General features: G+C 59.0%; 18 protein-coding genes and 1 tRNA gene. 10 read left to right on the top strand and 9 right to left on the bottom strand.

Going from position 1 to position 25,221, the window contains the following annotated elements:
- The first annotated feature begins 86 nt into the window (after window positions 1–86).
- From AB7M16_RS10175 to AB7M16_RS10165, 3 genes are all read left to right on the top strand, one after another.
- A complete protein-coding gene (locus AB7M16_RS10175; RefSeq protein WP_172787382.1) occupies window positions 87–1,091 on the top strand; it encodes a TRAP transporter substrate-binding protein in 1,005 nt (334 codons plus the stop codon).
- Between the two features lie 195 nt (window positions 1,092–1,286).
- On the top strand, window positions 1,287–1,895 hold the full coding sequence (locus AB7M16_RS10170; protein ID WP_212258412.1) for a Spy/CpxP family protein refolding chaperone: 609 nt from the start codon (window positions 1,287–1,289) through the stop codon (window positions 1,893–1,895).
- Between the two features lie 166 nt (window positions 1,896–2,061).
- Window positions 2,062–2,137, top strand: a tRNA-Lys gene (locus AB7M16_RS10165).
- Between the two features lie 601 nt (window positions 2,138–2,738).
- On the opposite strand, the gene AB7M16_RS10160 is transcribed toward AB7M16_RS10165, so the two are convergent.
- From AB7M16_RS10160 to AB7M16_RS10145, 4 genes are all read right to left on the bottom strand, one after another.
- A complete protein-coding gene (locus tag AB7M16_RS10160) occupies window positions 2,739–3,059 on the bottom strand; it encodes a hypothetical protein (RefSeq protein ID WP_453943819.1) in 321 nt (106 codons plus the stop codon).
- A 133-nt stretch (window positions 3,060–3,192) separates the two neighbouring features.
- On the bottom strand, window positions 3,193–4,290 hold the full coding sequence (locus tag AB7M16_RS10155; RefSeq protein ID WP_453943818.1) for a tyrosine-type recombinase/integrase: 1,098 nt from the start codon (window positions 4,288–4,290) through the stop codon (window positions 3,193–3,195).
- Between the two features lie 542 nt (window positions 4,291–4,832).
- On the bottom strand, window positions 4,833–6,029 hold the full coding sequence (locus AB7M16_RS10150; protein ID WP_453943817.1) for a site-specific integrase: 1,197 nt from the start codon (window positions 6,027–6,029) through the stop codon (window positions 4,833–4,835).
- Window positions 6,030–6,489: 460 nt separating this feature from the next.
- Window positions 6,490–9,855: a M15 family metallopeptidase gene (locus tag AB7M16_RS10145; protein WP_453943816.1), complete on the bottom strand. Its 3,366-nt coding sequence runs from the start codon at window positions 9,853–9,855 to the stop codon at window positions 6,490–6,492.
- Window positions 9,856–10,487: 632 nt separating this feature from the next.
- On the opposite strand from AB7M16_RS10145, the gene AB7M16_RS10140 reads away from it, so the two are divergent.
- Complete coding sequence (locus AB7M16_RS10140; protein ID WP_453947155.1) at window positions 10,488–11,183, top strand: recombinase family protein; 696 nt, start codon at window positions 10,488–10,490, stop codon at window positions 11,181–11,183.
- A gap of 327 nt (window positions 11,184–11,510) precedes the next feature.
- Here AB7M16_RS10140 and AB7M16_RS10135 read toward each other — a convergent pair whose 3' ends face one another.
- The 3 genes from AB7M16_RS10135 to AB7M16_RS10125 are packed head-to-tail and all read right to left on the bottom strand — an operon-like array spanning window position 11,511 to window position 12,328.
- Window positions 11,511–11,777: a hypothetical protein gene (locus AB7M16_RS10135; protein WP_453943815.1), complete on the bottom strand. Its 267-nt coding sequence runs from the start codon at window positions 11,775–11,777 to the stop codon at window positions 11,511–11,513.
- Window position 11,778: 1 nt separating this feature from the next.
- Window positions 11,779–12,153: a hypothetical protein gene (locus tag AB7M16_RS10130; protein WP_453943814.1), complete on the bottom strand. Its 375-nt coding sequence runs from the start codon at window positions 12,151–12,153 to the stop codon at window positions 11,779–11,781.
- A 1-nt stretch (window position 12,154) separates the two neighbouring features.
- The gene (locus AB7M16_RS10125) at window positions 12,155–12,328 is read right to left on the bottom strand and encodes a hypothetical protein (protein WP_453943813.1); all 174 of its coding nucleotides are present in this window, start codon (window positions 12,326–12,328) and stop codon (window positions 12,155–12,157) included.
- Between the two features lie 471 nt (window positions 12,329–12,799).
- Here AB7M16_RS10125 and AB7M16_RS10120 point away from each other — a divergent pair, with 471 nt between their 5' ends.
- Window positions 12,800–13,075 (top strand): hypothetical protein, encoded by a 276-nt coding sequence (locus AB7M16_RS10120; RefSeq protein ID WP_453943812.1) that lies wholly within the window; start codon window positions 12,800–12,802, stop codon window positions 13,073–13,075.
- A 657-nt stretch (window positions 13,076–13,732) separates the two neighbouring features.
- On the opposite strand, the gene AB7M16_RS10115 is transcribed toward AB7M16_RS10120, so the two are convergent.
- A complete protein-coding gene (locus AB7M16_RS10115) occupies window positions 13,733–14,797 on the bottom strand; it encodes a hypothetical protein (protein ID WP_453943811.1) in 1,065 nt (354 codons plus the stop codon).
- Window positions 14,798–14,889: 92 nt separating this feature from the next.
- A complete protein-coding gene (locus AB7M16_RS10110) occupies window positions 14,890–15,069 on the bottom strand; it encodes a ribbon-helix-helix protein, CopG family (protein ID WP_453943810.1) in 180 nt (59 codons plus the stop codon).
- Window positions 15,070–15,688: 619 nt separating this feature from the next.
- On the opposite strand from AB7M16_RS10110, the gene AB7M16_RS10105 reads away from it, so the two are divergent.
- The 5 genes from AB7M16_RS10105 (at window position 15,689) to AB7M16_RS10085 (ending at window position 25,216) form a co-directional block, all read left to right on the top strand.
- On the top strand, window positions 15,689–16,186 hold the full coding sequence (locus tag AB7M16_RS10105; protein WP_453943809.1) for a hypothetical protein: 498 nt from the start codon (window positions 15,689–15,691) through the stop codon (window positions 16,184–16,186).
- Between the two features lie 184 nt (window positions 16,187–16,370).
- Window positions 16,371–19,586, top strand: coding sequence for a DISARM system SNF2-like helicase DrmD (gene drmD / locus AB7M16_RS10100; protein WP_453943808.1), 3,216 nt, complete (start codon window positions 16,371–16,373; stop codon window positions 19,584–19,586).
- Window positions 19,583–23,500, top strand: coding sequence for an Eco57I restriction-modification methylase domain-containing protein (locus AB7M16_RS10095; protein WP_453943807.1), 3,918 nt, complete (start codon window positions 19,583–19,585; stop codon window positions 23,498–23,500). The genes drmD and AB7M16_RS10095 overlap by 4 nt, the downstream gene beginning before the upstream one ends.
- 147 nt (window positions 23,501–23,647) lie before the next feature.
- A complete protein-coding gene (locus tag AB7M16_RS10090) occupies window positions 23,648–24,052 on the top strand; it encodes a DUF4268 domain-containing protein (RefSeq protein ID WP_453947153.1) in 405 nt (134 codons plus the stop codon).
- Between the two features lie 63 nt (window positions 24,053–24,115).
- Window positions 24,116–25,216, top strand: a complete 1,101-nt coding sequence (locus tag AB7M16_RS10085) for a helix-turn-helix domain-containing protein (RefSeq protein ID WP_453943806.1) — start codon at window positions 24,116–24,118, stop codon at window positions 25,214–25,216.
- Window positions 25,217–25,221 lie beyond the last annotated feature (5 nt).

Genomic DNA, 25,221 nt, shown 5'->3' with positions numbered 1-25,221 from the left:
TGCAGGCGAGCCGCTATTGATGCAGCCGGCATAAGATTGGCTACCCGGCACCGCCGGGCGGCCCAAACAAACAACAGGGAGAAATTATGCGCACCTTGGCGATCGCTGCGTCCATCGCGGCTCTGGCACTTGGCTTGAGCGGGCCGGCACTGGCCCAATCACCGATCATCATCAAATTCAGCCACGTCGTCGCCACCGACACGCCGAAGGGCAAGGGCGCGGAGAAGTTCAAGGAGCTCGCCGAGAAGTACACCGGCGGCAAGGTCAAGGTCGAGGTCTATCCGAACTCGACGCTCTACAAGGACAAGGAAGAGCTCGAGGCGCTGCAGCTCGGCAGCGTGCAGATGCTGGCGCCGTCCAACTCCAAGTTCGGGCCGCTCGGCATCCGCGAGTTCGAGGTGTTCGATCTGCCCTACATCCTTCCGGACCTGAAGACGCTGCGAAAGGTGACGGAAGGGCCGCTCGGCACCAAGCTGCTCAAGCTGCTGGATGCCAAGGGCATCACCGGCCTTGCCTATTGGGACAACGGCTTCAAGCAGATGAGCGCGAACAAGAAGCTGATCACGCCCGCGGACTACCAGGGCGTCAAATTCCGCATCCAATCCTCGCGCGTGATCCAGGCCCAGTTCAAGGCGCTCGGCTCGCTGCCGCAGGTGATGGCATTCTCGGAAGTGTACCAGGCGCTGCAGACCGGCGTGGTCGACGGCCAGGAGAACACCTGGTCGAACATCTATACCCAGAAGATGCACGAGGTGCAGAAATACATCACCGAGACCAATCACGGCTACATCGGCTACGTCGTGATCGTGAACAAGAAGTTCTGGGACGATCTCCCGGCCGACATCCGTGGCCAGCTGTCGAAGGCGATGAAGGAAGCGACCGATTTCAGCAACGCGCAGTCGCAGAAGGAGAACGACGACGCGCTGGCCGAGATCAAGAAGAGCGGCAAGAGCGAGATCATCAAGCTCACGGCCGAGCAGGACGAGGCGATGCGCAAGGCGATGGAGCCGGTCTACAAGGATGCCGCCGGCCGCGTCGGCCAGGCGCTGATCGACGAGTTCGTGAAGGAAGCCAAAAGCACGACGAACTGACCGCCACCGGCGGCCAGGGAGGGCTTCCGCGCACCGCACGGAAGCCCTTTTTTGTTGCAAATCGTTTCAGTTTGCATCTGAACGGGCATTCACGGCGGTACATTTCTAACAGAGCGCGCTTCCTGTCCAAGTTGTAAGTTGCGCGACAGCCTGCTCGCGCTCATCCTCGCGGGCATCCTTCCGGAGGAGGCCAAGATGAAGAAATTCACCATTGCCGCCATCGCCGTGCTCAGCATCGCCGGCTCGGGCGCGGTCTATGCCCAATTTCATCGCCCGTGGATGGAGCACGTCCGCCACATCCGCATGAACCCCGAGGACCGCGCCGCCTTCGTCGATGCGCGGATTGCCGCCGTCCATGCCGGCTTGAGGCTCAACCCCGAACAGGAGAAGCTGTGGCCGCCGGTCGAGGCGGCCGTGCGGGAGTTCGCCAAGCTGCGCATCGACCGTGCCAATGCGCGGATGAATGCCGCACCCGGCGACGCGTCGAGGGATGCCGATAGACCGGAGGATCCGATCGCCCGCCTGCGCCAGCGCGCCGAGGACATGGGGGCCAGCTCCGCCGCCTTGAAGAAGATCGCCGATGCCGCCGATCCGCTCTACAAGACCCTCGACGAGGGCCAGAAACGGCGCCTCGCCGTGCTGACCCGGCACCGCGGCCCGTTCGGCGGCGGCGAGGACGGCCCGCGCCACCACCACTTCATGGACCGCATGGACCGCATGATGGAACGGGGCGTGGACCATTTCCATCATGACCGCTTCGACCGTGACCGCGGTCCCGACCGGGACCGGGAGGGCCGGCTCTGAACGGACCGGCTCTCGCGCCGTGAACCCTGGCGAAGCCGCTGGAATCCAGCGGCTTTTCGCATTTCCGGAGCTAGCGACGAGACCTTGGAAAACTTGCGTCCGATCGCTTGCCAGACCCGGATCGCTTTGCTAAACGACCGGCCTCGCAAGGCTTTGACCGCCTTTCGGGCGCATAGCTCAGTTGGTAGAGCAGCTGACTCTTAATCAGCGGGTCCCAGGTTCGAGCCCTGGTGCGCCCACCATTATAACTCTCGCAAAATCAAGCATCTAGCGTCTCACACAGAAAGCACAGAGTGAGAACGTTTAGACGCGTTTTGACGCCATTTAGACGCTCTTGTGCGACAAACGTTCTGCTGAGTGATCGAACCCAGCCTATGAGCAATCGCCAACGGGCCCTGTGCCGGCGCTAAATGAGCGAGGAGCAACGTCTCCTAGTGCGGAATGGAGGAGCGCGTGTTCAGGGCAGGCTATGGACGCTCAACGAGTCCGTCCATTCACCTCTTTGAAGAGCGCAAGCGCCTGCGACCCGTCCAACAGCTCGTCGCTCCAACTCAGAGGGTTCAAGTCGATGTCTTCCCAATCGAATGGTTCATGAGTTCGGCCACTGTATGCGACCATGAACTTCGGGCGCCCTTCCGGAAATCCGTCCGGATAAGACCGATTCGACGTCACCAAATAATTGGGCTCGATGCCTTTCCCCGTTACCCCAATCCGAACAAACACGGCACCATGTTCCCTTTTGCATGCAACCATATTTCGGAGCATTCCGCTTAGATAGGGATATGGCTTACGCAGGGTTTGGATGCATTCTGCTAAGGATGCGAAGTTCATCGCGACACCACGTTAGCTGATGCTTAGACCGTGGTTGTCTTCCAAATGCCTGATAACTTTGTCCAAGGCCCGCATTATCAGTAGCTGGTTCGCTCCGAACGCATAGTATCCGGTGACTGCTACCTCCGCCGACAGCGAGCTATCTACATTCTTTCTCTTTATTTTGTTGCCGTCCGAGTCGATGAATGTAATCGGATATGGGAAGTGGCGGCCTTCTCCTTCAAACACTCCGTTGGGCCCCCAGTTTTGTGTTTTTGCGTTGTAGCACTCCCCGCCGATGATCCTCTCCATCTCTAAGAGCAGGTGGAGACGGCTTTTCGTAATCTTTGTCATTTGCGTTCCGTGAACGATCTACGGCGGTAGACCTAAACGGCGTACTTTCACCTCAGTCAATAATCCGAAAGCAGCAGGTTCCGCGACGCAAGTACGGCGGCGCCCATTCCGCCTGCGCTGATGATAAGCGTGGTTAACAGACGTTCTCCGTCAATGGATCGCTGGATTTTCCCAGTGTGATGCCTTGGAACATTGCCTCAAGCTTGCGCGCAGCGCTCTCAGCCAACCTCACGTCCCGTCCGAGATAGTGCTTGTCCAGAATGCTCTCGACGTCCTTTAGGCTATGACCGGTGAACGTTGCGATCTCGGGGACTGTCGAACCCGCGAGTGCCAAGCGGATCACTGCCGAACCACGCAAATCATGAAACGTCAGATCCTCATTGATGCCGGCATTGTCGAACGCCTTGGCCCAGGACGAACGGAATCCGTCTTCGGTCCAAGGTTGGTCGCGGGTATTCATCAGGATGTAGATGCCCCGCCTCTTGCTGGCGTCGAGGTATGTTTTGAGCGGTCCGCTGACCGGAATGGTGACGCGCTTTGCCTTACTCCTCTTGCCGTGACGGATGGTCTTGGATTGGATCAGACGGATGTATTTGCCGTCGTAGTCCGACCACTTCAGCTTGAGCAGATCGCCTTCGCGTTGACCGGTCCAAAGGGCGAGCATCATGGCATCCACCAACGGGCTGGAGGCCGATTCGATCATTTGCTGGATGGCGCTCTCGCCCCAAACCTTCTCGAGGCGGTCTCCGCTCTCATAAAGTCGGCCGCCCCGCTCACAAGGATTGGTGTTAATTCGTCCGCGGTCTTTTGCAACAGAGAAGATTCGGGCGAGCACGGTCCAAGCATAGTCCGCTTTCCGCGGATTATCGGCCATACCGTCGCGCCACTCCTTGAACTCGCCGCGGGCGCCGGGTTCTTCGAGAGCGCCGATTGGCATGTCCCCGAATTTTTCCTCGATCGACTTGATGTAGCGGAGGTAATCCTTCTTGGTCTTATCGGCGAGCTGCCTGAACTCTGTGGAGGCCTTGAACTCTGCGATCAGAGAAAACACGACGCCTTTGGGCGGGAGCTTGCGGGCTGCAATTTTCTCATTGAACTCTCGGAGGAAAGCCTGAGTTCCGTATTGTGCCTTAATGCGCGGACCGCCCTTCCAAGCGTAGTAATACTTGACCCGTTCACCGCTTTTTAGGGTCGCCTGGGTCCAGTATAGACCCACGAGATTGACCCGCATTGTCGATCCTCATTCAAATTAGAAGGTGGTTATGTAGCGGCAGCCGCCCGGGCGGTGTCAACGGTTGGCAGCCTTACTTGCCTTCCATTCAGCCAAAAGGCTAACGGATCGAGCCTCGGTCTCGATATTTGAGGCCCTGTCCAATGCGAGATCGATTGCCTTACGGTCCCACCGGTTAGTGCCAGGGATGGCACCAGGGACGATCCCTTTTCGGATCCAAACGTCGAAAGCGGCCGTTGTCGCGCATCCGCAATAGTCAGCGGCCTCGTCCTTCGTCATTCCCCTGCGTGGCGCAGGAGCATTCCTCTCATTGTCGTTCGCATGTCTCAACAGTCATCTCCTCGACCTATCCGCAGCGCTTCTTGGCTCGCGTTGACGATGTACCTCTCGGCCTTTTGCTCGCCGGTGAAATCCTGCTGACAATATGCTGGTAGCGTTCTCTCGTAGTCCACGCGAACAAAAGCGGGACGTGATACGGACAAGCGGAACGCGGACCGAAACTACATGTCAAAACGCGACGCTGGTCGAGTGCGTCTTGTCCCCTAGGTCCACTTCTTTGGCTTTCGCGTAATTCCTTCCGCCGCTTCCGCTTGGTAACGGGGATGGTGATGGCCGTACACGCGCTCCAACACCTCTACACTCATGCCGAGGTAACCCGCCGCCTGCCAAAGGTTCGTGCCGTTTAGCATCAGCCAGGTCGCCGCAGTGTGTCGCAGCGTGTGTGGCGTGGCTTTGCCAGTCGACTGATCGATACCCGCCAGGTTCACCACCTTGGCGAAGCCTTTTTTGACCGACTGCACCGGTTTGCCGTTGAACTCGACGAAGTGCTCCTTGGCTATCCCTAGGCGGGCCCAGCGTCGTAGATGAGCGAGTAGCCGCGGCGGAAGCTGGACGGGCGTTTGACGCTTCTTCGTCGCCTTCTTGCCAATTGGCTTGCGGTAGAAAAGGCCATGTTCAAGGTCGACGTATGACTTGCCCATAGCACGCAGTCTAGAGGCCGATGCAATCGCTCCCGCCCGCGTGCCGGTGTAGCAGCCAATCAGCAGGAAACGGGCGATGTGCCGAAGAGGCCGGCGATCAGTCCGGATCTTCTGGCCTTTGTTGGGGCCCACGTGAATTGTCTGAATCTCGCGGTAGTTATAAGCCGCCCAGATCATCCTGGCGGCCTCGTTGCGTGTAAGCCACCGATCCCGGGGCTCCCCACGTCCCGGCAACCACACGTTCACAACCCCATAGTGAAGGTTTTCCTTTGAATGGTGATTGACCGCTGCGCGAAGTATCTCAAGGTCGCGACGCGCTCCCCCACGGCCGCCGCCATTACCAATTCGGTCTTTGACGTATCCTTTGCCGGCGTTTGTGTTGACCTCGGAGAGCATCTTCGCCCCCCAATAGTCGTTCAGCCGTCCGATGCACTGGAGCAACTCGCGCTCATCTTTGGCATACTCCTCCTCCAGCTTTTCTAGATCGATACGATCTTCAAGATACGTGCACAGCACATCCGCAACATGGATGCTCTCGATGTCTCGAACCCTTCGATCAGCCTTGTGTTTTTTCGTCAGGTATTCCGCGAGGAACTCTTCGGCTTCTTTTGGAGGAGTCGCTCGATTTTCGCCTGCAGCAATTCCCGTGGAGACTTCCCTTCCGCGGTCAACAACGACCCAGGCGGCGCGGCCAGTGACGCCGTCCTTGCTGCGCGCAGGACGCCTGTAGAGGCGGGGGCCTTTGCCCGGACGCGGCATAGCTTTCTCATCTCCTCGATATCGGCGAGCGTTGTGTACTGCTTGCCGGCGATCATCTCGTAGGCGAGCCGGCCGCGGGCGATCTCACGGCGAAGCCCAGCTACCTTCATCGATCCATCTGGAAACGCGAGCCTCGCAGCAGTCACGAGTCGGAGCGGTGTTGTCGGGGTGACATTGCCGACGTCGCCTTTGATAGAGTTGTCGAACGGTTCGTTCTCTCGGGACATGGTTGCTTTTCGTGAGGGCGCACTCTCAATCGAGATCTTGCGCTTGTTGAGTAAGAAAGTTCTGTCGCTTTGAAACGTGAGTAGTCTCGAACTCGACCTCAGTTTGGCGCGTAATTGCGAGCGTTTGCCTGATCAAGACTGGCAGTCTGGAGAAGACCGCATTTGCATACAAGGCTGTTGCATTTTTGCAGTCGCGCAAACGAAGTGCCCGGCTCTCAAGGCCGGGCTCTTCTTTAGGTGTACTCGGACTCGCTATCGTGGGTGCGCCAGTTCATGGACTCGTCGACGCGGCGCTGGACCAGTGTCGCGAGTGCTTCCGGATCGTGACTGTTGCCGTTGATGTGGATCGCGACGCTGCCGCGGCTACCGGCGCCGAAGTCGCCCGTCATCGGGACGCCCGGTCGCGGAGCAGCCGGAACATTTTTGACTGCTTCCGTCGGCGTCGGGACATTTTTCCAAGGCTGAGTCCCGTTCCACTCGAAGTGCATCGGATCATTGTACGCTTTGGACCAGTCGCCCCCCCATGACAGGCCGTACTTGGCCGCCATGTCGCGGACGTTAGCTGGCATGTCCGTTCGGCCGGTGCCGTCCTGAGCGTTCTTACCAGGGTTGATGTCGATCGCATTGCCATACGCATGCTGCGACCAACCTCCGCCTTTGCGCTTGCCCCGCAAATCGAAGCCACCGATCGACTTGATCTTGTAGCCAGATGCTTCAAGCTCGTCGACGAAGCCCTTGAAGGACTCGGCCGCGGCAGAGTTGACGGTCAACCTCTTCCCCGAGGCCAAGGCGATGGTGGTCAGGTTTTGACCGACGCCCCCATACTGTCCATGCATGAAGTTCGCCTTGCCGCGCAGGCCCAGCTTGTCCGCCAGGCCAGGCTCAACGCCAGCAGCTACTGGGGCGGCGATGTCGACGCCGCTGGATAGCGCATTCATCTGCTTTCGAACGCCTGCGGGCCATCCACCGTTCAGCCCACGCGGATCGTTCGCGGCACCGACAGGGGCATAGCGCGCCCCCATCCTATCGAGGTTGCCACCGGCCAGACGGTAGTTTTTTGCGACCACTTGGCCCGCCCGGCTGATGCCTGCGTCGAGACTGGCGAACTGCATCTTCTTTGCCATCCCGGTTGCCGGATCCATCAGGCCCGCCACGTTGTTTCCCGACAGCACATGGCCGTTGCCGGTTTCGTGTGCGATCACTCCAGCTAGGAGCGCAGGTGAGATGCCGTTGGCTCTGGCTGCCGCGACGATCTGATCGTACTTGCCTGCGAGAGGAGTACCGGCGAACTTCTTATCGAAGGTCGACCGGCTCATATCGTCGACGCTGCCACCTCCGCCGGTGAACGAGGGGATGTTGCTGCGCTTGATGATGCCGGATGACCCCAAGCCGAAATTCGGAAGGATGCCGCCCGGCGTTACATTCTTCCACAGAGCATCGGGAGTGCCGACTCCGCTGACGATCCGGTTCATGTTGGCGCCGATCGCCGTGCTGCCGCTCCCGCCGCTGCCGTAAGTGCGTCCGCGGGAACTGAAGTCACTGCTCATGAACGATGCCCGTTCAATCTTCCCACCGAGATTGTCCAGCTTGTTCCCGATGAAGCTCATCGGGTGAACGTCCCCGGGGTTGAAACCGTCGCCGGACTGCTTGTGGTACAGGTCTTTCTTGTGCTGGCGCTGCCGCTCCCGCCATTGGCTCGTCGTCTCTCCCGGCCGTTTCTTGGAGGCGTCCGGCATGCCGGTGTCGTTGTTCTCCGCCAAGAGCCAAGCGAGCGCGGCGGCCGTTCCGACGGGGTTACCGGTGGCGGCACCGAGCAACGCTCGACCACCGAGAAGACCACCGATGCGGCCAATGATGCCGACCAAGCCGCTGAACACGGCCATGACCGGGGCGAGTGTTCCGAGCGCGACGGACAAGGCAACAATCTGGCCGGTCAGCCTCCCCAGGACTTCAGCGCTGTTGCCGTCCTTGCCCATCGCGGTGGCCACGCCCTTCAGCAGGGTCGTGATGGTATCGAAGACTGACTTGAGCCCACTCACGAAACCCGATGCAAAGCCGATGATCTTGTCCACGTCTACGGACGACAGTTTTGCGGCGATCTTGTCGAGTGCGTCGCCCATGTTGGCGACGCCAAACGCCTTCTTCAGTCGCTCGACAAGGTCTCTGGAGTTCTCCGCGATCCTGCTGGAGGTGAAGATGCCGGTATGTCGATCGAACCAGTCGGATACCTCGATGAAGCTCTGCTCGAAGCCGCTCCCGAACTTCTCCCATGCGAGCCCGAACATGGCCTTGATGCGGTCCCAGCGCTTCTGAAGCGAGTTCAATTTCGTCGCTGAGAACGCGGACGCAGCGTTACTCTTTTCGTCGATCTCCTTAAGTGTCTCCCGGATTTGAACGCCGGCCTTTGCCATTTGGACCATTTCATCGCGCCACTCGCGCATGCCGGCCAAGTTTGCAAACTTCGCGCGAGTCTGCTCGGTCATGTTCCGCATCTTTTCGAACATGCTCAGCATGAACTCAGTCGGTGCAGACGCCATGCGCTGCGCCATCTGCGACCGGCCGCCGAACCCGATCATGCGTGCAGCTTGATCTAGATCCTTCGCGCGCTGCCCGCGAGCGTTGCCTGCATTCGCAAATTCGGAGGTCAGGAAGCCAAGGAACGTGCCGGCCTTGTTCGGCTGAAGGCCTGCCGAGATGCCGACCGACGTGAACGCAGACAGGTCGGTTTCCTTGATCTTCGTCGTGCTCAAGGCGGATAGCGCCCGCTTATTCGCCTCTACCACTTCGTTCGGGTCTGCGGCGGTCGCGGCAGCGGCAGCGGCAATCGAATTCATCATTCGAGCAACGCGAGCCGGATCGGCCTTGCGAACGTCACCATACAGACTGGTTGCGACCTTGCCAGAGAGTCGCATAAGGTCAGCCACATTCATCTCAAGTGCAGATGACGCTTCCAAGGCATTTTCCGTGATCCTCTTGGCCGCAGAGTTGTCGAAGCCCGCCTTCAAGGCCTCGGTGAAGCTCTCGAGCACTGCGGCAGCGGACTCGCCGAACCTGATTGAGACCTGATCTGACCAATCGCTGCGAAGTTTCTTCACCTCAGCCGACGACAGACCACCGAAGATTTGGGCCTTGGTCTCGGCCATGTTGGTTGCCATCCGTTTCTTAAAGGCAGATGCGACGCCTGAGACGGTGATGCCGCCCGCTATGAGCGCGGTGGTTGGCGACGTACCGCGGGGGAGCGTGCCGCGACCGCCGGAGTTGGCACCGCGACCAACGGCGCGCTGCTCAGCCTGCCGCCGATTGAAGGTCTGCCTGTCGAGGCGGTCCAGCTCACGGTGGAATGCCCGCGCGTCGCGCAGGCTGTCTGCATAGGCCGACTTCCATTCAGTGCGATAGGTCGACGCAGCCTTGCGAGCATCGTCGGTGATCTTCTGTAGGCCGGCTGAGACACTGTCGGGAAACAGCTTGGATGCTGAGATGCCGTTGATGGACTTGACGGCAGCCTCAAGCCTGCGAACGTTCCGGAGAAGTCCAGCGATGACGGGGCTCGCGCTGTCGGTCGCGGTCAATGATGCGTGGACGCTGATGATTTCTGACATGTTTCTCTTGTTGTTGGCCGCGCCGATCGCGCGGACGGTGACCACCCGAAAGGGGACGGGTCTTTTTCTTGGTGGGTGGGGTCCTTGAAAGGACCCTTTTGTTGCTCGCTAGTAGGAAGGGGTTGCCCAACCGAGGGGGCATGCCGCATAAAAAAATCTCGCCTTCACACCTCCCGCGCTCGCGAGCGCTGGGAAACCTCACTGGCCTGTGCAGGGGCGAGGACGTGATGGTGATTGTGATGCTCCGCGGCGGACGGTGAGGCGAGAAGCCCGGCCGTGGTCGCGTGGGTCGGTCACCGTGACAAGCGGCAGCATTGATCGGACTGCGTCCAGTCGATCGCGGCGACGCAGCCGGCGCCGTCCGTCAGCGGCAGACAGCCTCCACTGGGCCGGTGATCCTGACCGTCACCCACGCGAGCGGGGACGCGCGGACGGGCGACGCAGGGGCGCGCCGGGCTCGGTGACTGATCACGGCAGTCTCTTACGTGGCAGCGGCAGCTCAGCCTCTCACCATGGCCTCAGCACAACGGAGCCTTGGGCGAGGACCGACGATCGAAAGATTTTCGTTGACGGGACGACTCTTGTTCCGTTACAGATACGTCAACGGACGTTGAAGTATTTGTAACATGGCCATGGCGCAGCACAACGGGAAGTTCATCACCTACTACCGGGTATCCACTGGCAAGCAGGGTAAGTCTGGTCTCGGCATCGAGGCTCAACGCGCCGCGGTTGCGGCGTATCTCAACGGCGGCGACTGGACGATCGTAGCCGAGTTCACCGAGGTGGAGTCGGGTAAGCGATCTGACCGGCCCGCGCTGGAGCAAGCACTGGCCGCGGCGCGCCTGCATCGGGCTGCGCTGGTGGTCTCGAAAGTTGACCGCCTTACGCGCTCTGTCGCCTTCCTGTCCCGCCTGCTTGAGGCTGGCGTCGACGTTCGGTTCGCGGACCTGCCCGTGATCGAAGGCGCTACCGGCCGTTTCCTTCTTCAGCAGATGGTGGCCGTGGCGGAGTTGGAGGCCGGCATGATCTCTGCCCGCACCAAGGCGGCACTGGCAGCGGCCAAACGTCGGGGGAAGAAGCTCGGCGGTAATCGCGGTGTTGTACCCGGTGCAAAGATGCAGGACGCCTCCCGGAAAGCCCTACTGGAGCGCACAACGAAACATGCAGCAGATATCGGCCCGACGATCCGCAAGCTACAGGCCGACGGCGCAAGGTCATTACGGGCGATTGCAAATGGCTTGAACAAGGCCGGCATTCCTACCGCGCTCGGCAATGGAAATTGGCAACCGGTGCAAGTGCAGCGCGTCTTGGCGAGGCTACCGCAGTGACACGCAATAGCTGCCGGCGCTGGTGAACGTCCCGGTAGGACACGATCGGCCGGGCAGACGGGCAAAAGCCCGTGGCGAGTCGGCATGGAGAGCGATGCAGCAGGTTCCCGACGCCAGATATCCGACCGGACACACGATGCCGGTTTTAGCGATCTGATGGCGACCGTTGGTCGGCTGGCAGTACGGGTCGGCAACGGCGGGGAGTGCGCCAAAGATGGCCAACGCGAACGCAAGTCCGGCGAGTTGTCTCATCGTGTCGCGCGCTCCCCCGTGAACGGCGGCCTCTGGAGAGAGGCCGAACCGCCGTCCAATCTAACCGGCTGCCTGTCAGGCGGCCAGTGCTGCTTTGCTCATCTCTGCTTCGATCTCCGCGAGCCGTGCCTTGGCGGCTGCTACGGCGGCTTCTGCTTCTGGCACAAGCGCGAGGGCGTCCGCATGCGTCCGCTCCGCCATAGCCAGCTCCACTTGAGCCGCCGCTAAGCGCTGCGCTCGCTCGCGAGCGACAAGGTGTCTGGCGCGTTGCTCGCGGGCATCTGGGGGAATTGCCTCGATGGCGACCCGGGTTGAAATTGCGCTGCGCAGTCGTCGTGTCATGTCAGTTCCCATTCTCTTCGCAGCGAGTTGCAGCGATTTCATTCATCATATCTCGGGTGAGACCCGTAGCTTTGGCCCGGAGGTCATGCCAAGCAGGGTCGAGCGATCGTTTTCGGCGAAGCTCTGAAATGGTCCGTTCGTCGGCCGGTTTGTCGAGCTGTTGCACCTTGCTGAAGCCGCTTGGCGCTCTTTCATGCAGATCACGAACATAGTCCGCGATCTTCAGCGAGAATTTGCCCGGGAGGACTAGGCTGTCTCCATCCAGGGTCGATCCAGCCAAATCGCACGCGACCATCATCATGGTCGCGCTGTTGAGTTGGTAGCCCTTGGCGCGTGCCGCAGAGACGACGGCGTCCTCGATTGAGTCCATGGTCATTTCAGGCCGCCTCATGTTCGCGACGAAGGGTGGCGATGAGCGCGCGCCGCATCCAAGCAGACTTTCCGATCATCTCGGAGGATGCCTGTTTTTCGATGGCATTAGCGACGGAAACGGGCAAAACGACGCCAATGGTGCGAGTTGGCTCATAGCGAGCGCTGTTTAGATCGATCATGTTTGATTCCTTGTCGCGAACGGAAATCGGCCCGGCGCACCGCGTGGACGGTCCGGACGGCTGTTGCGATAGTGTGGGGGTAAGAAACACGAAGGCCGTCGCGGGGGATCACCACCGGACGGCCTTAGCGCATAATAGGTTCTTATATACACTCATATGGCCGAGGAGTCAAATTCGGATTTATCGAAAACAGGCGTTGCCAGCAAATGTTAGACAATTCGAGGGACTTTCAGACGAACGATTCGCCTGGAAAATAAGCGGCAAAAGAGCAAATTGGCTGAAATTGATAATTCGCCTTAAAAGGCGGGAGTGTAATCGCTGGTCGTCTGACGGGCGACCAAACGCTGGGGGGTCAGGCCAAAATAAATCTGGAGAATCTCTTTCGAGTGCCTCCCAGGTAGCCATATTACGGCATCGGCAGGGGCGGAGCGGAAAATGCTCCGTCCTGATTGCCCACCGAAAGAGGTTCTGATGCCTGTTACTCTCAAAAAATTTCTGGTCGTTTTCCGTGGAGACCGCGCGCGCAATCTTATCCGCGTAGCTGGTGAGGAGGACATTCCGGCCCTTGCCCTGATGCAGAAGCTGATCCGGGAAGAGTTTGGAGTACTCACTGACGCAGAGCTGGCGACCGCAGGTAAGGCGGTGCGCGTTGTCGCAGAGGAGCTCGGATATCGCCACCTCCGGTATAACGTCTCGTTCAGCCTTCCTGGCGCACAGCACGGTAGCGGGTCGCTCTACACCCATTGATGAAGAAAAGGCCCCGCGAGGGGCCTTTGTCTGTCCAGCAGCTGACCGCACTCGATGCCGTGCAACGCGCTTAGAGCACTCCTCCGCGGAGAGCTAGGATAGTAGCCTCTTCTCCAAAGGACGCACCAGCAATCGATACCCGCAGCGTCTAGACCCGGTCTTGCGGTGGTGGTCGCCACTTACAGAAGCGGGGGCCGCTGATCTGATCCTCACGAACATCGAGCTTTGCGAGTGCGCCCACTCTCCCGAATGCGGCGACGGTATCAGGCCGGCTGGCGTGACGCATCTCGACAACTGCGGAAGGGTTCGCCCCTTCACCGAGCAGGTAACGAGCCGCGGATAGGAGCGGCGTTCGGGAAGTCGGGACGGTTGATCCGTCTGCCAGAGTGATTTCGAACCGGCCATGTCGGCCATCAGCTTCACGGATGGTGATGCGGTAGCGGCCGGCGGATTCTTCTGACGGCCGGGAAAAATTGTGACGGTCGGTGGGCTGATCAAGTGAAGTGGTCACGGCATATTCTTTCGTTCGGTGATGCGCTCTGGCGGCCTGGCATGGTGATGATGGTGATGGGCTGCCCCTCGCTGGGGTCGCCCGGTGCAGCATGGGCCCGCCGGCACCTTGAAGGTTGACCGGCGGGACTGATGAGGAGCTCCCGGTTAGCTCGCCATGCGCTGGGAAGATTGCTCATTGTCATTCGCCTGCGGTTGCTCTGCGGCGGCCAATTCGTCCTCCGGGATGAACAAGTCAGGCTGATCGGGGTCGAGGTAGTCTGGCAGCCGTCCTGTCAGGAAGCTGACGAAGCTGCGCGGCCATTGACCGTCCGGAACTTCACTGAGGTAGTGCAGTGCGGCGCGTTGAATGCGGCTGGCTGCGATGCCTGACTTGAGGAGCTTGTGCCAGTGGATCGCTTCCGCTTTCGCGGAGTCGGCCCGAGGCTGATGTTCGGCATCCTCAGAAGGCTTGGGCCATACTCGCTTGATCTCCATTAGCAACTCATCAGCTCGCGCCCGGGTTTGCTTGTATGCGGGCCGATTACCATTGCTATGCCGGTCAGCGCCGCAGGCGCGCCCCCTCTGAGAGGAGCGCGCGGACACTCCCGGAGCGGAGTGATCGGGAATGATATCGCTTCTATCGGATAGGTTCGATGCCATAACCTCTATTGTCTCGCACTTTGAGAGGCCGTCACCTCTCATTTTGCGAGGTCGCGACCTCTCACTTTGAGAGGCACCGGCACCAGATTCCGCACCCTGCGGAACGTCGTTCCGGTCCTGACGGTTGTCGTTCGCGGCCTTCTTGGCGTCGGCATGAGCCTTCTTCCACTCCTCCAGCCGGATTTCGAACTCGCGATTGACGGCGGCGGCCTTTGCCCAATTCGGAGCGTACGTATTCCGCTCGTCACCATCGATGATGACCTTGCCCACCGTGAACCATTCCCTCAACGGTCCATCGTTTTCTTGGAACGCTCGATACACCGTCGCCTCACTGCACGAGCATTCAAACGCGATGCGAGCGACCGTGGGCCATGCGTAGCCATATTTCACGTTGAAGAACCGCACGATGAACCCGCCGATCTTTTGGGCGGAAGCCGGCATGTCAGTTCGGTCGAGCGCTTGCCGGAATAGGGTCGCGGCAAGCAGTGAACCAGGCGCGTCGTTGACGGTGGAGTTTGATGCGCGCTTGCCTTGGCCGTTGTCTTTTTCGGTTTTTTTGTGTAAGGTCATTCGTGAAGTTCGATCTTGGTTGGTCGGACGTTGAGTAAAATGAGATTTCAAGCCCATGGCGCGCCAACGCCGTGGGCTTTCTCGTTTGGCGGCTACTTCGCGGCGGCTTGAAGCCGTTGCAGACGCTCCTCGATGGCCTGCCTCACGAACTCCGACCTGCCCTGACGAAGGTTCAGGCGCGCTTCATCCAGCGCAGCCAGTTGGTGCGCTGATAACTTGAAGCCGACGTATGGCCGTGCGGTATCGGGATCGTAGAAGAGTCGGTTGCTCATGGTTTCTCCAAAGAAAAACGCCCCGGCGGAGTGCCGAGGCGCGAATGGCTAGACGACGAAAAGAGTCCAGTTCCGGCGGGCCTATTCGAATTGACAGCGATATTCTCTGATCGGCTCCGATGAGCGATCAAACTTTTGTACCAGTTGCCCCACTATGGGGTATCGCTCCGCGCGAGTCCACGCGCAGCCTTGAAACGGCGATAGGGCGTCCGCCTTTACCCCAGGGCGGCACAGCGTAGGAGACTGGCGAAAGCCTTACCGTCGTCAGCAGGGACGCTTCCACACCGACAAACATCCGGGTTTACGCCGCGATCGGGGGCGTCAGCCACAAGTCCATCGCCAACAATGCGACGCAACTCGCTCGCGAGCAGATTCACAACCTGCCGCTTCTCTTTGAGCGCTCGACTTCGGTTTCATCTCACCGAATTACGCTTACATTGGGCCTAGACGCCCGTTGGGGATTCAAGTTCTGATCGGCTTCCTCCGGGCGCCTTACAGCTTGCCAGGCGTTCTCCAATGCCTCACAAGCTTGTCAATGAGTCCCGCCGACATTTTGGCTGTTCTATTGAACACGCGCCCGTCAATGTTAGACAATCTTCCTCAAGGGCAGGGGATATACTTGTTGTTCGATCACGCTGAACAGCCGCGCTATATCGGGGTGACGGAGATGGGCATCCGCAGGCGCGTTGCCGGATACCACGTCGGCGGCGATGGCAACAGCCACAAGTTCTCGACCATCTATAACGCCGGCCGAATGTTCCATGATCGGAACAGCATCCATTCTTGTCTGCAGGAGGGACGAATAGCGAAAGAACTTAGAAGGCTTTTCGCTCGCGCGCACTGCCGAGCAGTGGGTGTTCCGCTGCCAGGTCTGGCAAAGGCAGATCTCTTTGCTGTCGAGGCGGAGCTCAGGCGCATTGCTCCGTCTAATGCGCTTAGTTGGAATAACTTGCGGGCCCTGGATGCCTACGAACCCGTAGAGCTGGTGGACCAGTTTCTGAATACGCTTTCGTGGCCCGCAGCGAAGCTCGCGGCGATTCATCGCCAAGCGGAGCGATGGCGTCGGATGCGGGCGGCAAATGCCGGGAAAGAAAGCGATGGAGGCCACTCGCCTTAGCCGACGGCATCCCAAAATATCGACTTTTGGGGAATTATTAGCCGCGTCAGGCCTACGATAAGCGAACCCGTTGCCATCCGCCCGGTGCAGGGATCGGGGTCCCCGCACTTTAGGCGCTTCTTGCACGCTTGCGTCGAGGCAACTTTCAAGCAACAACAATAACTCGGCTGGGGCGTCACGTCGTATGAATAAGGTAGAAAAGCTCGGGGTTGGGGATCTCGTTCGCGTCCGCGGAAGAGAATGGGTTATTGAGGCTGAGGGAAGCGAGGCTGGGCTTCCTCAAACTCTGGATCTTGCCTGCCTTGATGATGATGCCCAAGGTGAACGGCTGCGCATCGTGCTCGGCTCAGAGATCGATCTGCAGAAGGTCGAAGATGACCTGTGGCGCCAGCTTGGGCAGCGTGGAACTGATGATCCCCAGGTCTTCGCGGCGCATTTGAAGGCCGTGACGTGGCGCTCCGCTACGGCAGCAGACCGGGATCTTTTCCAGGCTCCTTTCAGAGCTGGCATAAGACTAGACCCCTATCAGCTCCTTCCGTTGGCCAAGGCCCTTCGACTGCCGCGCGTCAACTTGCTGATCGCAGATGACGTCGGCTTAGGCAAAACAGTTGAGGCCGGTCTCGTCATGCGAGAGCTGCTGCTTCGCAGGCGTGTCGATTATTTCGTAGTCGCCTGTCCAGCCGTGATGACGGCACAATGGCAGGACGAGCTCGCTCAGAAGTTCGGCCTGAGCTTTACGATCATCGATCGGGACTATCTCGCTGCCGTGCGAAGGAGCCACGGGTTCGCGGCCAACCCCTGGGCAGTCGGATCTCGCTTCATCATCTCCCACAGCCTGTTGGCCGATGAGTCATATTCCAGTGGCCTGACCCAGCTGTTTGGAAACTTCCGCCCGCGCTCCATGCTCATTCTCGACGAGGCGCATCACGCAGCGCCGGCGAGTGGGGTGGCTTACGCAACTGACAGCCAGTTTACCCGCGCCGTCCGCGGTTTGGCCGAGCGGTTCGAGCACCGCTTGTTCCTCTCTGCGACTCCCCACAACGGGCATTCCAACAGCTTTTCGTCCTTACTTGAGATCCTTGATCCTCAACGGTTTACTCGAGGCGTTGCCGTCGAGCCGGCCGATCTCGAACCGGTCATGGTACGTCGCTTGAAGAGTGATCTTCTCAAGCTGCACGTTTCAAAGTTCCCGAAGCGAAATGTCGAACCAATCGTTCTCTCGGGACTTCCGGAGGATACCCCAGAGCTGGTCCTCTCGACGCTCCTGGATGATTATCGCAGCTGGTGCGAGATCGGGCTGCAGGGCTCTTCGCTCGCCAGGGCCCGCTTCGTCATGTCGGGTCTGCAGCAGCGCTTGCTCTCATCTATACCTGCATATGCGCGAAGCCTCAGAAGACACGTCGATACCCTTAAGCGTCACTTGGCTCACGCGGAGAAGGAGCGCTCGGCATCTGAAGCCTCGGCAGGCCTCATGGCAAGCGATGCGATTGAGCTGGAGTACAACGAGTCCGCGGATGAAGGGTATGTCTTAGAGCTCCTTCAGGATCAGGAGGATGAGGTTGTTTCAGCTGCGACAAGTACTATTGCTTCCGTCATTCAAAACTTGGAGGAAGCCATCGTTCGTGCAGAGAGGATGCTTGAAATCGCCAAGCGACACGAGCGCTCTGCAGATGAGCGCGTCCACTGGCTGATCAGATGGATCAAATCAAACCTGATGAACGGCGAGCGAGCTTGGAACGAGCGCCGCCTTATCATTTTCACCGAATGGGAGGATACGCGGCTGTGGCTTGAGCGCCGTCTCAACGAGGCATTTGCTGAGACCGACCTTGGCGATGCCCGGATCGCTACCTTCACCGGGATCACGGGGCAACACCGACGCGAGAAGATCAAACTGGCATTCAATGCTGATCCAGCCAAGGAGCCGCTCAGGATCCTTCTTTGCACCGACGCCGCCCGCGAGGGCATCAATCTTCAGACACGTTGCCACGATCTCATCCATTTTGATCTCCCGTGGAATCCATCACGCCTCGAGCAGAGGAACGGACGGATCGACCGTAAACTTCAACCTGCTGATGAAGTGACGTGCCGCTATTTCGTCTATCCGCAGCGGGCCGAAGATCAGGTGCTCGCGGCCCTGGTTCGGAAGACGGAGACCATTCGTAACCAGCTTGGCTCGGCCGGCGAAGTGCTTGCCGAGAACATTCATCGGAAGCTCAGTGCGAACGGCATTGCTCGGACATCGGCGGCTTCGATCGCTCGTGAAATCGAGGCAGAAAATGGCGATGCATTCGTCCGCCGCGCACGGCGCGAAATGGCCGATGAAGAAGAGAAACGCTTGGAGCGCCTGTCGCGTGAGCTTGGTTCTCTGAATCGCGAGCTTGAACATGCCCGGAGGCAGGTTGGGATTGACCCAGAGGATCTGCGCTCGGTGGTCGAAACGGCTCTTGCTCGCGATAACGTGCCGCTCGTTCCCTCGTCGGCGTGGGACCGTGGAAAAAGCTTCCATATTGATCCTATGTCGCCAGCGTTCGCGAAGGATGCCTCTTGGGCTGATCTTTTCGACGAGCTTCGGGATGGACGCCCGCCTAAGCGCCGGCAGCTCGCCGAGTGGCGCGCCGAGAAGCCCGTCCGCGCCATTGCTTTCGAGCCACCGATCCTTTCGGATGGTCGCGATGCGGATGGTGTGGTTCACCTTCATGCTGAACATCGCCTTGTGCGCCGACTGCTCGCTCGGTTCATCTCTCACGGCTTCCAGGCGGGCCTCAGTCGGGCCAGCGTTATCCATAGCTCTGGATCGCAGCCGCGCATCGTGTTGATCGGTCGACTTGCATTGTTCGGGCCGGCGGCCGCGAGGCTTCACGAAGAGATCATACCGGTGACAGCGCTCTGGAGCGAGGCAGCGCGGTCGGGTGAGGGGCTGCGTGCATTCGGACGGGCCGGAGAGCAAACTACATTGGATGAGCTGGAAGAAGCGCTCAAGACGGCCGATGTGCCGCCTCAAGAAATTCTTGATCGCCTGCTCGCAGGTGTTCAGCGGGACATTGCGGATCTGCGTCCCGCCTTGCTTGACCGTGCCAAGGCTGCAGCTGAGGCCGCCGAGCAAAGCCTCTCGCAAATCGCGATCCGCGAGTCCAACGCGCTCGAGCAGTTGCTCTTGGCGCAGCAGGAACGGATCCGGAAGGCAGCTGCAGGAAAGGACGCTGATCAGCTCGAGTTCGATCTCCAGGACCCGTCAGAACGGCGCCAGCGGGACGCCGATCGGCGTCACTGGGACAAGCGGCTACAGGATCTAAAGCGAGAACTCGTCGAAGAACCCAAACGAGTGCTCCAGTCCTATGAAGTGCGCGCGGAGCGCCTCGAGCCCGTTGGAATCGTTTACCTCTGGCCGCGAAAACAATGACCGAAATGTTCGATTACGGCGCCGACCCCCAGGTCGAGTGGCTTTATCACGTTGGGCCGGTTGGTCTTGTCATAGGTCCCAACATCATCCGTGACGAGGATCTCACGCCACCGCAGCAGACGGCGGTGGACACTAAGGCTGTCTTTGATCTCCTCAACTCTGAACCCGACGAACCCGCTTTAGGGGATCCCTGGTCTTTCTTTGAGCAGATCCTGGGTTGGGAGTCCCGCTATGTCGCGGGTGCGCCTGATGGCCCTCCAATAACAACTGCGCTGTCAACCCGCGTCGACGAGCACGATCTAGTCCTCTCTCCGGATTGGGCCGTTCGAGAGCTGGGAACGCCGGAGCCAGACAAATTTCAGATCCTAGTCAGGCTGGCGACGAATGTTGGCGCAGATGACCGTGGAGTTCTGGATGGATGGGAAGCGCCGCCGCATCAGCAGTTTGAACGACTTCTGCGCGACACCGGGATCCCGATCGGCGTCCTCGTCGATCGCTCCCACCTGCGCTTGATTTATGCGCCGCGCGGCGAGACGTCAGGCTGGCTGGCATTCCCGCTGAGGAGCCTTGGTACGGTTGCCGGGCGCACGATGCTTGCGGGTCTTAAGCTCATATTGGGCCACGCGAGGCTGTTCACCGAGCCGGAGGAGCGACGACTGCCGAAGCTCCTAGCAGGGTCCCGCGAAGCACAGAGCAGTGTTTCGGAAGAATTAGCAGAGCAGGTGCTTGGTGCGTTACACGAGCTTTTGCGTGCTTTTTACGCCGCCGATCCAAAGCGCATTGAGCGGCTCGCGACGGACCGTCCTCATCACCTTTACGAGGGCCTGCTCACCACTCTGATGCGCCTGGTCTTCCTGCTTTATGCGGAGGATCGCGACCTGATGCCAAGCCAGCGGACCGGCGCCGCGATCGAGATCTATGAGCAAAACTACTCAGTCCGAGGTCTGTACGCGCGGCTTGTGGAAGACCGCTCCCTTAATCCGGACACCATGGACGAGCGCGTGGGCGGTTGGGGCCAACTGCTGGCGCTGTTTCGGTTGGTTCATGCAGGACACTCTTCAGGGTGGATCATTGGTCGCGGTGGCAAGCTGTTTGATCCAAACGCCTTTCCGTTTTTGGAAGGGCGCGATGACGATCAGCCACTCTCCAGTGCAGCTGTGTTGACGATCCGGGATGGCGCGCTTCTGCGCATTCTCGAAGGATTAATGACCATTGAGGCCCGGTCCGTCACGGGAGAACGGGTGCGCGAACGTCTTTCTTATCGAGGACTGGACGTCGAGCAGATAGGCTCAGTCTACGAGACAATCATGGGCTTCACGATAGAAACCGCATCCGGCCCATCCGTTGCGATCAAAGCGGGCAAGAATAATCGTACGCCGGTATTTGTTGATTTGGACCGGCTTGCGAGCACCAAGGCGAACGATCGTGCCAAATATCTGAAGGGGCTTTCTGATAGAGGTCAGTTTCCAGCTGGCGTAACCAGGGCGCTTCAGTCCGCGACCAATGTAGATGAACTCGTGATCGCCTTGGATCCGATAGTCGACGAGCGCGGATCGCCTAAGCGACATGTGACCGCTGGCGGGACACCTATCCTTCAGCCGACAGGTGAGCGCCGCCGAACAGGAAGCCACTACACACCAAGGACCATCACCGAACCGATCGTTCGCTATGCAGTACAGCCAGCATTCGAACGACTTGGTATCCAAGCGACGCCGGAGCAAGTTTTGGGTCTGAAGGTGTGCGATCCAGCGATGGGTTCGGGCGCTTTCTTGGTGGAAGCTTGTCGAGCACTCGCGGCGCGGCTCGTGGTGGCTTGGTCGCACCACCCGGGAAAAAGGCCAATCATCCCGCCAGATGAGGACGAAGAATTGCACGCCCGTCGGCTCGTGGCGCAACGCTGCCTCTATGGAGTCGATAAGAACCCGCTAGCCACCGATCTCGCGAAACTGTCGCTTTGGCTAGCCACCCTTGCTCGCGACCACGAGTTCACATTTCTCGATCACGCTCTAAAGTCAGGCGACAGCCTTGTGGGATTGACCCAGACTCAGATTGCAGCAGTAAATTGGGACGAGTCGAAGCCTGGCCTTCCGCTCTTTCGGAGACTAGTGAAGGACCGCATGCTGGAAGTGATGAAGGGACGCGCTGAAATTCAAGCCGCCCCCGACGACATTGCGCGCGCCATTCAGGAGCAGCGGCATCACTTCTTAGAAGCGAGAGTGAAGGATGTTCACCTTATCGGAGATGCTATCGTCGCGGCTTTCTTTGCGGCCGACAAGCCTAGAGATCGGGAGAGGAAGCGCGGCGAGGTAGAAAGTTGGCTCGGAGGATCTCCGGTAAGTTGGGAGAGGCTCGCTGCGTTGGCGCAGGAATTAGAAGTAAACGGGCGCCAGCTACGACCATTCCATTGGCAGATTGAATTTCCAGAAGTCTTCCTTCCAGAGGATGGCGGGTTCGACGTGATTGTTGGCAATCCGCCCTACTTGGGCGGCACAAAAATCTCAGGAGCTATTTCGCCTGGATACTTCAAATGGATCGCCTCGAACGTGATGGCGGAAGGCGACAAGGCTGACCTTATCGCTTACTTCATTCGGAGAATCTTCCAGTTGTTGAGATCCACGGGGACGGCAGGTCTGGTCACTACCAGCTCGGTGGCCGAGGGTGACACCCGAAAGGCCGCACTGGTGTGGCTACGGCAGCACGGTGGACAGATCTATCGGGCAATTAAGAAGCAGCCCTGGCCAGGCGAAGCGAACGTCGATGTTTCGCAAATTCACCTTGCGAAGGATCTCCTTATCTCGCCATGCTTCCTTGAAGGCGGCAATGTTTCCGAGATCAATTCATTCCTGAACGCAGGATCAGTTGATCACGAGCCCTTCCAGCTGAAGGCCAACGAAGACAGCTGCTTTGAGGGTTTCGTTCCTTATGGCGAGGGATTTGTCATCAACAGCCCGCTAGCAGAGGCGGAGATTGCAGATCTAATTACTCATGAACCACAAACCTCCGAGGTAATATTTCCATACCTTGGCGGCGAGGAGGTGACGGAGGATCCGAGCTTCACGCCTGCTCGGAAGGTTATCTACCTCGCGCAAATGACAGAGGCCGAGGTAAAGGCAAAGTATCCGGGCACATACAAACTGTTAGAAAGAAAAGTTCGGCCTTACCGGATGAGCAAGAGTGCGCGAGTCGCGCGAGCGCCGTGGTGGCAGTTCTTGTGGTCTCGTCCAACACTTTACAAAAAGATGCGCGCGTTGAGCGCCATCATCGTAACATCTCGCGTTTCGAAGCATCACGCGTTTGCCCGTGTTCCGACTCGGATCATCCCGAGCACTCGTCTAGCTGTAATCACAATGGACCGATATGGGGCATATGCAGTGATACAGTCTCGGGTTCACGAATTATGGGCGCGATATTTTGGGGCGAGTAGAGGAGCTACGGCCAACTACTCGCCTTCAGAGTGCTTTGAAACCTTCCCGTTTCCGCCTCTCTTCGCAAGTTCATCGGAATTAGCAGCCGCCGGCCAGAGCTATGATGACTACCGAGCGATGCTGATGGGGCAGCGGGGACAGGGAATGACCGAAATTTACAATCAGTTTCATGACCCACTCCATAATACGCAAGAGGTTACAAGAATGCGCGAACTTCATGCGCAAATGGATAAAGCCGTGCTGCAAGCCTATGGTTGGTACGATTTGGCTGCTCGCGCCCTGCCTTTGTCTCTCAACGATGAGAACGAGGAAAGCCATGTCTACCGCGGTCGCTTGTTTTGGCCCGCCGATTTCCGGGATGAGGTTTTCGACCGGCTCCTTGCCTTGAATGCGGAGCGCCACAGTGAAGAACTTGTGCTCGGAGTGGCTCCTGTCGTGAGAGAAGGGGGCGACGCTGAACTGGAGCGGGCAACTAGCGATGACGACTAAGCCCTATCGCGACGCAGATGGCAGCCTGCTGGTTGATGTGCAGCAGCTTATTCCGCTTCCAGAAGCCGCCGACTGTCAGACGCAAGTCTAGGCGAAGGAGCAAGCCGGGCGAGCGGAGCGGGCCGAACGTGACGACCTTCGGTTCAGATTCTGGTCGGACTTGCTCAAGCTTGCGAAGACAAAAACCGATCTGCACTCAGGCCGTGCCCCTGGCATTTACAATTACGACAAGGATTCCAGCTGAACTATGCCACTCGAGAGCGAGACTCTCAGGTAGAGCTGTACATCGATCAAGGCCCCAACAGCGAAGCCACCAACCTCAAGCTCTTCAATGCGCTGAAGGCCAGCCAAGAGAAGATCGAGCAGATATTTGGCGAGCCATTAGAGTGGCAGGAGTTACCTGAGAGCCGCGGCTGCAGGATTCGAAAGGTGGTGGCAGGCGGATATCGAACTCCCGAGGCGGAATGGCCTAGCGTTCACCAGCAACTGGCTGAACGAATGATCAAGCTTGACCAGGCGCTTCGGCCGCACGTCCAGAGCTTGATGGCGTGACGGGTCTTGCATTTGTCAAGTTGCAAGAATATATTGCATTGAGAGAGATGTAGGATCGACCCTATGGCGCCCATCGGTACACGCCTTAAAGCATTGCGGGAACAAAGAAATTTGTCCCAGGACGAGGTCGCGCGCCAATTCGGCTTCAAGGACCGTCAGACCGTGTCAGCGATAGAGACAGGTGAACGGAAGGTATCGGCGGACGAGCTGCTGCGTGCTGGGCAGATCTTCGGCGTGCAGCTGGACTACTTCACTGATCCTTTTCTGTTAGCCGGTGAAGGTAAGTTTTCCTGGCGACAGACCGGGGTGAACAAGAGCAAGCTTGAAGACTACGAGGTCGATGCCGGGCGTCTCATCGCTGCTTTTCGGACCCTGGGATCCGAGGTGGGGCGAAAGCCTCCGTTGCTGCGGCATGCGTTGGCGCTAAACAAGGAATCTCAGTTCGCGGACGCCTCAGCGGCAGGGGAGCGATTTGCGACCGAGTTTAACCTTGGAAAAGTGCCGGCCGCTCGTCTTGCCGAAGTGATGGAGCGCGAGCTTGGCATTCTCGTTCTGATGATTGATCCGATCGAAGGGGTGTCCGGGGCTGCCTGCCGCTTGTCGGAGCTGGATGTTGTTCTGATCAATCGTCGTGAGGCGCCGGGGCGCCGCAATTTCGATTTGGCACATGAACTCTTCCACATCCTCACTTGGGATGCGATGCCCCCCGAACATCTCGAAGAGGCGCTCCCGGCTCGAAGAAATCGAGTCGAACAGCTTGCAGATAGCTTTGCTTCAGCTTTGCTCATGCCAGCCGCGGTCCTCGATCGCTTTGGCGACTGGTCAGCCCTGTCAGAAGACAAGTTGATCGCCAAGCTGAACAATGCTGCCGAGGAGCTTGGGGTGACTTCTTCCGCGTTGCGCTGGCGCTTGGTGGGTGCTGAGCGTATCGAGAGGGCCGTAGCCCAGCGGATTCCTGAAACCAAGCTCCGAAACAACGGGCGGATGAAAATCCAACAGCAACTTCTGCCTCTTTTCTCAAAGACGTTTGTGGAGGTAATTGCCCGGGCTTTAGATGAGGGGCGCGTTGCCGTCCGGCGTATTTCTCACCTTCTTGGACTCACAATCGATGAGCTGTCGGAGTTGTTCTCGGCTCATGATGTGGCTGTGCCTTACGAGCTGTGAGGCGC

The organism is Bradyrhizobium sp. USDA 372, assembly GCF_053629095.1.
The sequence above is the reverse complement of the archived record's forward strand: the minus strand, read 5'-3'. Positions and strand labels throughout refer to the sequence as shown.

Excerpts from the sequence above, each read along its gene's own strand:
- AB7M16_RS10085 (WP_453943806.1), top strand. The coding sequence starts at position 24,116 with ATGGCGCCCATCGGTACACGCCTTAAAGCATTGCGGGAACAAAGAAAT.
- AB7M16_RS10140 (WP_453947155.1), top strand. The coding sequence starts at position 10,488 with ATGGCGCAGCACAACGGGAAGTTCATCACCTACTACCGGGTATCCACT.
- AB7M16_RS10175 (WP_172787382.1), top strand. The coding sequence starts at position 87 with ATGCGCACCTTGGCGATCGCTGCGTCCATCGCGGCTCTGGCACTTGGC.
- AB7M16_RS10110 (WP_453943810.1), bottom strand. The coding sequence starts at position 15,069 with ATGAGCAACCGACTCTTCTACGATCCCGATACCGCACGGCCATACGTC.
- AB7M16_RS10150 (WP_453943817.1), bottom strand. The coding sequence starts at position 6,029 with ATGCCGCGTCCGGGCAAAGGCCCCCGCCTCTACAGGCGTCCTGCGCGC.
- AB7M16_RS10125 (WP_453943813.1), bottom strand. The coding sequence starts at position 12,328 with ATGATCGATCTAAACAGCGCTCGCTATGAGCCAACTCGCACCATTGGC.
- AB7M16_RS10160 (WP_453943819.1), bottom strand. The coding sequence starts at position 3,059 with ATGACAAAGATTACGAAAAGCCGTCTCCACCTGCTCTTAGAGATGGAG.
- AB7M16_RS10135 (WP_453943815.1), bottom strand. The coding sequence starts at position 11,777 with ATGACACGACGACTGCGCAGCGCAATTTCAACCCGGGTCGCCATCGAG.
- AB7M16_RS10120 (WP_453943812.1), top strand. The coding sequence starts at position 12,800 with ATGCCTGTTACTCTCAAAAAATTTCTGGTCGTTTTCCGTGGAGACCGC.
- drmD (WP_453943808.1), top strand. The coding sequence starts at position 16,371 with ATGAATAAGGTAGAAAAGCTCGGGGTTGGGGATCTCGTTCGCGTCCGC.
- AB7M16_RS10170 (WP_212258412.1), top strand. The coding sequence starts at position 1,287 with ATGAAGAAATTCACCATTGCCGCCATCGCCGTGCTCAGCATCGCCGGC.
- AB7M16_RS10095 (WP_453943807.1), top strand. The coding sequence starts at position 19,583 with ATGACCGAAATGTTCGATTACGGCGCCGACCCCCAGGTCGAGTGGCTT.
- AB7M16_RS10130 (WP_453943814.1), bottom strand. The coding sequence starts at position 12,153 with ATGACCATGGACTCAATCGAGGACGCCGTCGTCTCTGCGGCACGCGCC.
- AB7M16_RS10155 (WP_453943818.1), bottom strand. The coding sequence starts at position 4,290 with ATGCGGGTCAATCTCGTGGGTCTATACTGGACCCAGGCGACCCTAAAA.
- AB7M16_RS10145 (WP_453943816.1), bottom strand. The coding sequence starts at position 9,855 with ATGTCAGAAATCATCAGCGTCCACGCATCATTGACCGCGACCGACAGC.
- AB7M16_RS10115 (WP_453943811.1), bottom strand. The coding sequence starts at position 14,797 with ATGACCTTACACAAAAAAACCGAAAAAGACAACGGCCAAGGCAAGCGC.